Annotated in this window: 3 protein-coding genes; 1 reads left to right on the top strand and 2 read right to left on the bottom strand. The window is 66.8% G+C overall.

Features of this window, described 5'->3' with window-relative positions:
* Nucleotides 1–93 precede the first annotated feature (93 nt).
* Nucleotides 94–672 carry an NUDIX hydrolase gene (locus ACY45C_RS20435; protein WP_462189169.1) on the bottom strand — a complete coding sequence of 193 codons (579 nt, stop codon included), beginning with the start codon at nucleotides 670–672 and terminating at the stop codon, nucleotides 94–96.
* A gap of 822 nt (nucleotides 673–1,494) precedes the next feature.
* Here ACY45C_RS20435 and ACY45C_RS20430 point away from each other — a divergent pair.
* A complete protein-coding gene (locus tag ACY45C_RS20430) occupies nucleotides 1,495–2,055 on the top strand; it encodes a hypothetical protein (protein ID WP_462189168.1) in 561 nt (186 codons plus the stop codon).
* Between the two features lie 24 nt (nucleotides 2,056–2,079).
* Here ACY45C_RS20430 and ACY45C_RS20425 read toward each other — a convergent pair whose 3' ends face one another.
* Entirely contained in the window at nucleotides 2,080–2,766 is a 687-nt protein-coding gene (locus ACY45C_RS20425) for an adenylate kinase family protein (protein ID WP_462189170.1), read from the bottom strand.
* Nucleotides 2,767–2,773 lie beyond the last annotated feature (7 nt).

Here is a 2,773-nt window from a genome sequence, read left to right as displayed (position 1 = left end):
CCATCAGATCCACGGCCAGCCTCGGGACATACTTCCCAAACAGGCCCTAGGGCTGCTCGGCACCCCGGCTGGATCAGGCCCGCATGGGTCCGGTCAGCGCACCAGCCCGGCCTGCTGGAACGCCCTGGTCAGCTTCGCGCCCAGCTGGCCGGAAATCTGCTCGGGCGCCACCCACCGAACCTGCGTCGTGGCGCTCTCCCGCACCGCGAGGCTGCGGTCCTCGACGTGGAAGAGATAGGTCATGTCGTAGTGCACGTGCTCGGGTTCACCGAGGATCGGCGCGGCGTCGACGATTCCGACCTCCACGTCGAACGGGAGGATCCCGCCCGGGATCACCGCGTCGGCCTCGACACCTGCCCGGCGCGCGGCGAGCCCGAGCGCGGCGCCGAGCAGCGAGGAGTCGTCGGCATCTACATGACCGCCGGGCATCCGCCAGACCGCGGTGGACGGCTCCAGGATCTCCAGCACCCGCCAGTCCGGGGACACGATCGCGGCTCGGCACGTGACGTGGGCCGGCATCGTGCTACGGGCTGTGATGGATGGCCCGTGCAGAGCCAGCACGACCAAGGACCGCATGAGGTCCACTTCATCCGGGTTTGCCTCGATGTAGCCCAAGGCCACACCGATCACCGCGTTGTTGGTGACCGCCACGCTTAAGGAACGTACAGGCATCGGGCGCCGATCACGGCGCACTGGGACGGGACACACCGAAACTCGTGTCGCATCGACATCCTCACTTACAGTGATAAAAAAGGTAACAGAACGGACCGAATCGGAATTCCGACAGCTAGAAAGGGGGCTTCACCCGCGAGGGGATCCACCACCGGCCGAGGAAGGCGGAAGCTGGAAGCAGTGGCACCAACACCCCAGGTAGTCGCCACCCCCATACGACCCATCCCCTTCTTGCGATTACGGAAGGTAGTTGTTGGTACCGGAGTGCCGCCCCGCCCATCCCTTCGCGTCCAGCCCCCTCGGGGCGACCATCGCCATCGACCCCGCCAAGGACTAAGCGGACAAACAGGGCAAGCAACATCCGCCGTGCGGATACCCGGCGACTAACCCCTCAAACCTCACCTATGACACAAATCCGAAAGCTCGGCCGCCCCGACGCACGATCTCGACCCCCAACCCGACGTGATGCTCAGGTGTGCTCCCCCGGGTGGCGACGCACCGACCGCACCCCCACGCAGGCCACCCCCACACGGCCCACCCCCACGCAGGCAATGACGCTGAGCCGACACCGCCACGCGGCGTGCACCGTCCGCGACTAAGGAGTCGAAATGAAATAACTTGCGCGCTTCGAACCCTCCACAGGCCTGTGACCTGCGATGATGCTCTCGATCACGTATTTGTTACTTCATTACGTCCCCTAAGGTCGACAGCATGGATCCGAAAGATCCGGGAATCAGACACCTGGACAGATCCACAGTGATGATCTACCGTCCGCCCGCGGGACCCCTGTCCCGCCGGTCGGACCGAGCAGGAGGACCAGCCGTGCGGGAGAACCTCACCCTTGACGAACCACGCCGAGGGATCCGGTCCGGCCGAACCATGACGCTGCTTCCGGGGCTGGTCCTCGCGGGAATGGTCGCGCTGACCGCCGGTTGCGGGGGGTCCGACGACGTCGGTGTGCCGCCCTCCGTCAGCACACCGACCCTGCCGACGTCGATCCCCACCGCGCTGCCGAGCGGGCTGCCCACCTCGCTGCCTACCTCGCTGCCGGGGGTGGGAAGGATCGACGCCGTCAGCGGCGCGGATGCCCTGCGTGGCACGAATGTCCCCCCCGATTTCCCGGTGCCGCCCGGGGCCACCGTGAAGGTCGGCACGACCACCGGGAAAACGTCGACGGTGACGCTGGACGGGGTGTCCAGCGACGGGGTGGCCACCTTCTACCGGCAGACCCTGCCTGGCGCCGGCTATAAGATCACAACGGATGTGGGGATTCCGGGAGTCGCCAGAGCCATCCAGTTCAACGGGCACGGCGTCAACGGGAGTATCGGGGCCGCGGGGGTCGGTAACACCGACGGCGTCGCCGTGGTATTCACCAAGCAGTAGCCCCCCGGGGGATCGCGGCCGGGCTCACCCGGACACGACCGGCCGCTGCGGAAGACCGAACTGCGAGCGATCGAGCTGCGGAAGATCGAAATGCCGGCGGATCTCCGCCTGCACCTCGCGCGGCGGGTGCCTGGCGTCCACGACGGCCACGAACTCCTTGCGCTGGAAGATCTCCATGACCGGTCGGGTCTTCTCGTGGTACTCCCGCAGGCGGACGGCCAGCGCCTGCGGGTTGTCGTCGGCCCGGGTCAGCAGCGGCGCTCCGCACACGTCGCAGGTGTCCGGCACCTGCGGCCTACTGGCGATCAGGTTGTAGTCCAGGCCGCACCGCGAGCAGAACCGGCGGGCGAGCACCCGCCGGTAGACCTCGTCGTCGGGGAGGTCGAGGTAGATGACCCCGTCGATGTCGTAGCTCTCCAGGAAGAACTCGGCCTGCCGTGCGTTGCGCGGGAACCCGTCGATGATGAACCCATAGTTCCAGTCGTGCTCGGCCAGCCGGGAGCGCACCACTGACTCGACGAGATCGTCCCCGACCAGGTGACCGGCCGCCACGATGCGTTTGACCTGGGCACCGAGTTTGGTGTGATTCTGCACGTTCCAGCGGAAGACGTCGCCGACGCTGATGTGGACCAAGTCGAAGTCCCGGGCCATCATCGTCGCCTGGGTTCCCTTGCCGCTGCCCTGCACGCCCATGATGACGAACTTGCGCACGCCGACT

The sequence above is a fragment of the Frankia sp. CcWB2 genome, assembly GCF_977927585.1.
The sequence above is the reverse complement of the archived record's forward strand: the minus strand, read 5'-3'. Positions and strand labels throughout refer to the sequence as shown.